The following is a 4,834-nucleotide window of genomic DNA, read 5'->3' as shown; positions in this document are numbered from 1 at the left end:
TGAGATTCCTCGTTCCTCGTAATGACAAAATCGGGAATGTATTGTCTCTTTTCTCAAAGATATAAAAGTATTAGATTTAAATAAATACTCTTTTACTATTTTTGCAAAAAATACTATTCAAAAATGGTCGATTTAGATTACTTAGCTTTTTTAGAAAATATATTGACAGACAATCGAAAAGAAAAGTTTTTGAAAGTCTTAGAAAATAGAACAAACCATTTTACAATTGCTGTCGAAGATATATTTCAGATGCATAACGCAAGTGCCGTAATGCGTAGTTGCGAGGTTTTTGGGATTCAGGAACTCAACGTAATCGAGGAGCGTTATGGCAAAAGCATCGATAAAGAAATTGCGATGGGTGCTCAGAAATGGGTCGATATTAATACTTTTGATAGTGTTTCGAATTGTATTGAAACTTTGAAAAATAAAGGTTACCAAATAATTGCGACCACGCCACACGAGAATGATTGTTTGATGGAAGATTTTGATATTTCTAAACCCAGCGCTTTATTTTTTGGCACCGAAAGAGATGGTTTGTCGGAAGAAATCTTAAAGCAAGCCGATGGTTTTCTAAAAATTCCCATGGTAGGTTTTACCGAAAGTTTAAATATATCTGTTTCGGCGGCGATTATCATTCAGAATTTGACCGAAAGATTACGCAAATCTGAAGTGAATTGGCAATTATCCGATGACGAAATCCTAGAAAAAAGATTGGCTTGGGCAAAAAGTTCTATTAAGGATATTAAAAGAATTGAGGCTAGATATTACAATAACTAGCCTCGATTTCAATTATTATTTTAAAATTTGCTTTGGCAAACAAAATCGGTTTTTGGTAAATTTGTTTTTGCGATAGCGTTGTAACCGCCTTCTATTTCGGTAAAATTTCGGTAACCTCGAGCTTGCAATATAGAAGCTGCAATCATACTGCGATAACCGCCAGCACAATGCATGAAAAAATGTTCTTGCGGATTTATGTCTTTTATCCAATCGTTTATTGCGGCCAAAGGTTTGCAAAATGCTTCTTCGATATGCTCCGCACTATATTCTGTTTCTTTGCGAATATCTATAACTTTACTTTCGCCAATTTTCACTTTATTTTCAAACTCGGTAGCGGTAATTCGGTTTACAGTATCTATTTCTTTTCCTGCATTTTTCCAAGTTTCAAAACCACCTTGCAAATGACCTAAAACATTATCGAAACCTACTCGACTTAATCTGGTTATGGTTTCTTCTTCTTTATCAATGTCTGAAACTATGATTATTGGTTGCTTTACATTGGCAATTAAGGCGCCAACCCAAGGAGCAAAATCGCCAGCAATACCAATACTTATAGATTGCGGAATGTGCCCTTTTGCAAAATCACCACTGTTTCTAGTATCTAAAATTAGAGCTCCTGTTTCCTCAGCTATAGCTTCAAATTCAGTCACTGAAAGTGTTTTCATACCATTGTGCAATACATTTTCGAAACTCGGAATTCCTGATTTATTCATAGCAACATTCATTCCAAAATAAGAAGGTGGCGGTAGCAAACCATCAGTCACTTCTGTAATAAATTCGGCTTCGGTCATATTGGCTCTTAATGCATAATTCAACTGTTTTTGTTCTCCAATGGTCGATACAGTTTCTTTGCTCATATTTTTGCCACAAGCAGATCCAGCGCCATGTGCGGGATAAACCGTTACATCGTCAGCAAGTGTCATTATTTTTGTTCTTAACGAATGAAAAAGCATACCAGCCAACTCATCTTGTGTCATTGCTGCCGATTTTTGTGCTAAATCAGGACGACCAACATCGCCAATAAATAAAGTATCGCCAGAAAAAATAGCTTGGTCTTTTCCTTCTCTGTCAATGAGTAAAAAACAAGAACTTTCCATGGTGTGACCAGGTGTATGCAAAGCTTTTATTTTGATGTTTCCAAGTATAAATTCCTGATTATCATGAGCAGAAATAAATTCGAAATCAGGATTTGCATTTGGTCCATAAACAATTTTAGCACCTGTTTTTTTGCTTAAATCTAAATGACCAGAAACAAAATCGGCATGAAAATGGGTTTCAAAAATATATTTAAGTTTTACATTATCTCTTTCTAAACGGTCAAGATAAGGTTGAATTTCACGCAACGGGTCGATAATCGCAGCTTCTCCATTTGAAGTAATATAGTAAGCACCTTGCGCCAAACAACCAGTGTATATTTGTTCTATTTGCATTGTATTATAATTGATATTATTAGACAAAAATAAGTCATATATTGTTTAAAATGTGATTATTGATTTAGAGTTTATAAAAAAATTCTTTAGATATAATATAAATCCCCATGATTAATACAAACCAACCAAAAGCTGGTTTTAGTTTCGAACCATCTATTTTTTTTGATAAATAAGTTCCTATAAACATTCCTAAAATGGCTATTAACGATATAATAAGTAGCAGTTTATAATCGAGTTGAACTCCGTTTATAATATCTCCACCAAATCCTATAATCGAATTTATAAAAATGATAAATAAGGAAGTTCCTATGGCTTGCTTCATTTCTAAACCAGCAAAGAATATTAACGCCGGAATGATAAGAAAACCGCCTCCAGCTCCTAAAAAACCTGTCACAAAGCCAACCATTAAACCGATGAATGATAACTGAAAAAAGCTTATTTCTTGTGCATTTTTATCAGAATTTGACTTTCTTATCATCGATATTGAGGCAAAAATCATCAATATTGCAAAAATAAGCATGATGAGTGAATTCTTTGTCACATCAAAATTATGTATAAAAAACAAATGGTTTGGAGTATTTGGCAGCACTATATCTCTAACAAACAATAAAGATATTACTGATGGAAAAGCAAAATATAAAGCCGATTTCAGTTTTAAATTTCCTAACAAATAATGATTATATGAACCTATTAGTGCCGTTACTCCAACTATAAATAATGAATAGCTGGTTGCATTTTCTGGATCTATTTTAAATAAATAAACTAAAATAGGTATTGTAAGTATCGAACCACCACCGCCTATTAATCCTAAAGAAATTCCTATAAGTATTGAAGCAAAATAGCCTAAATATTCCATTTATAGATTTTTAAAACTATTTTTTTAAAACTTTATATTCCTCATAACAGCCGTTTATAGCGTCTAAGATTTGTAAATCGTTTGCCGTTTGTAAAAATGTTTCAGAATAACTGCAACGTTGCAAAATTTCGGCAAGCTCTTTTTTATCGATACCTAAAAGCAAGTAAATAGTTTGATGATCATATTTTGTCTGAAGTAAATTTCTTAGATTTTCATCTTTTTTTAATTCTTTAAGTCTTCTAAGTTCTTTTGGTTTTTTTCCGAAAAAATTATAAAGCATATCTGCTGGATTAAATAAGGAATTCATAACTCTGCCAAAAGCCCCAGGAGAACTCTCGCCAGCTTCGTATCTACTTGTTAGTCCAGAAATATTGTACCAATAATTTTCTTTCTCGGGAATGAGTTTCGAATCGACTTCAAGATAACCTGTTAAATCATATGGCGGAATCACAACTTCCTCGAGCGCATAAGCTTTCTCGGTAAGATGAATTCGGTTTGCGTTGCTTTTTATCCAGTCATTTGTCACTTTTATTTCGATAGATTGAAAACCCAAACTAGAAACCAGTAACACATCATTTACATTTGCCGGAATTGTAAAATTACCTTTTGCATCGGTCACAGCTCCTTTTACTAAGTTTATATTTACGATATTAATATTCCATAAAGGCAATAAAGTATTGTCGTTTATGACGGTACCGGAAATAGTCCTTTCTTGAGAAATGGCCGAAAATGAAACAAAAAATACAAATAAAATGGTAAAGTTTCTCATGCTCAAAATTTGTTGGGCTAATGTAATTATTCAAGTTGAGATATTTTCAATTTATATTATAATTATAAGAATATTAACTATAATTGTTAATTAAATCAAAAGTGTGATTTGATGTTTGATTCAAAATTATTAACTTTATAAATTAAGTGGAGCAGCAACCATCAAAAAAACGGGCGGAACCCAAAAGCCAGATGAGTAGGGATTTATACCAATGTATTTTTATGTCAAATAATAGCGTATCGTTACACAGAATCCTGAAGTCTTCTCCTGAAAAAATTTATCGTGCATTTACTGAGTCCAATGCACTTGCTTCTTGGATACCTCCGTATGGTTTCCTTTGTACTGTGCATGAAATAACTGTAAAGGTGGGAGGAACTTATAAAATGTCTTTTCATAATTTTTCAACTGGTAATGGCCACTCTTTCGGTGGGAAATATATCGAAATTAAACCCAATGAATTTTTGAAATACACGGATCAATTTGATGACCCAAATCTTCCTGGCGAAATGATTACGTCTGTTTGGCTGCGAAAAGTTATTGATGGTACCGAATTAAAAATTTTACAAGAAGGAATCCCATCTGTTATACCCTTAGAAATGTGTTATTTAGGTTGGCAAGAATCTTTAGAAAAATTAGCTAAGTTGGTCGAGCCCGAAATTCCAGATATGTAATATTTTCGGTTGTACTTATAATCTTTTGTGATAAATTAGTAAATGCATAAATACAAATTTTATAACCTGAATTAATAACCAAAATAGTCAACCTATTTCAGGACAAGACATTGTTGGTTATAGTCTTCTCTATTGTCTGAATTTTTAAAATAATATTTGTCTATATTTGTGAAATCTGTTCGTATTTTCTGATATCTAGTAAATATGCCAAGTCCCAACTCTAATTTCCAACTTAATAAATTAAACCAAAATTGAAATGAGAAAAATCGTTTTACTACTGTTAACTTTTCTATCAATAGAAAATAATAATTCATATGGACAGACACTTCTT

The 4,834-nt window shown here is 32.5% G+C and carries 6 protein-coding genes; 2 read left to right on the top strand and 4 right to left on the bottom strand.

The window, feature by feature from the left end; all coding sequences use genetic code 11:
* The first annotated feature begins 123 nt into the window (after positions 1 to 123).
* Positions 124 to 777, top strand: a complete 654-nt coding sequence (locus ACH2BG_RS00885; protein ID WP_395045851.1) for a TrmH family RNA methyltransferase — start codon at positions 124 to 126, stop codon at positions 775 to 777.
* 20 nt (positions 778 to 797) lie between these two features.
* Here the strand turns inward: ACH2BG_RS00885 and ACH2BG_RS00880 are convergent, their stop codons facing one another.
* From ACH2BG_RS00880 to ACH2BG_RS00870, 3 genes are all read right to left on the bottom strand, one after another.
* The gene (locus ACH2BG_RS00880; protein ID WP_395045850.1) at positions 798 to 2,207 is read right to left on the bottom strand and encodes a rhodanese-like domain-containing protein; all 1,410 of its coding nucleotides are present in this window, start codon (positions 2,205 to 2,207) and stop codon (positions 798 to 800) included.
* A gap of 64 nt (positions 2,208 to 2,271) precedes the next feature.
* Complete coding sequence (locus tag ACH2BG_RS00875; RefSeq protein ID WP_395045849.1) at positions 2,272 to 3,063, bottom strand: sulfite exporter TauE/SafE family protein; 792 nt, start codon at positions 3,061 to 3,063, stop codon at positions 2,272 to 2,274.
* A gap of 16 nt (positions 3,064 to 3,079) precedes the next feature.
* Positions 3,080 to 3,832: a carboxypeptidase-like regulatory domain-containing protein gene (locus ACH2BG_RS00870; protein ID WP_395045848.1), complete on the bottom strand. Its 753-nt coding sequence runs from the start codon at positions 3,830 to 3,832 to the stop codon at positions 3,080 to 3,082.
* 221 nt (positions 3,833 to 4,053) lie between these two features.
* Between ACH2BG_RS00870 and ACH2BG_RS00865 the strand changes: the two genes are divergently transcribed.
* Positions 4,054 to 4,503, top strand: a complete 450-nt coding sequence (locus tag ACH2BG_RS00865; RefSeq protein WP_395045847.1) for an SRPBCC family protein — start codon at positions 4,054 to 4,056, stop codon at positions 4,501 to 4,503.
* 92 nt (positions 4,504 to 4,595) lie between these two features.
* Here the strand turns inward: ACH2BG_RS00865 and ACH2BG_RS00860 are convergent.
* Positions 4,596 to 4,834: hypothetical protein (locus ACH2BG_RS00860; RefSeq protein WP_395045846.1), on the bottom strand; the 239-nt coding region annotated here is incomplete at its 5' end.

Origin of the sequence: Flavobacterium sp. (genome assembly GCF_043779715.1) — a bacterium.
Lineage (GTDB): Bacteria > Bacteroidota > Bacteroidia > Flavobacteriales > Flavobacteriaceae > Flavobacterium.
Note: the sequence above shows the minus strand (reverse complement) of the source record. Positions and strands in the feature narration are given on the sequence as shown.

What these genes read in the sequence shown, in the direction of transcription:
- ACH2BG_RS00885 (WP_395045851.1), top strand. Translation starts at nt 124, where the DNA reads ATGGTCGATTTAGATTACTTAGCTTTTTTAGAAAATATATTGACAGAC.
- ACH2BG_RS00870 (WP_395045848.1), bottom strand. Translation starts at nt 3,832, where the DNA reads ATGAGAAACTTTACCATTTTATTTGTATTTTTTGTTTCATTTTCGGCC.
- ACH2BG_RS00875 (WP_395045849.1), bottom strand. Translation starts at nt 3,063, where the DNA reads ATGGAATATTTAGGCTATTTTGCTTCAATACTTATAGGAATTTCTTTA.
- ACH2BG_RS00865 (WP_395045847.1), top strand. Translation starts at nt 4,054, where the DNA reads ATGTCAAATAATAGCGTATCGTTACACAGAATCCTGAAGTCTTCTCCT.
- ACH2BG_RS00880 (WP_395045850.1), bottom strand. Translation starts at nt 2,207, where the DNA reads ATGCAAATAGAACAAATATACACTGGTTGTTTGGCGCAAGGTGCTTAC.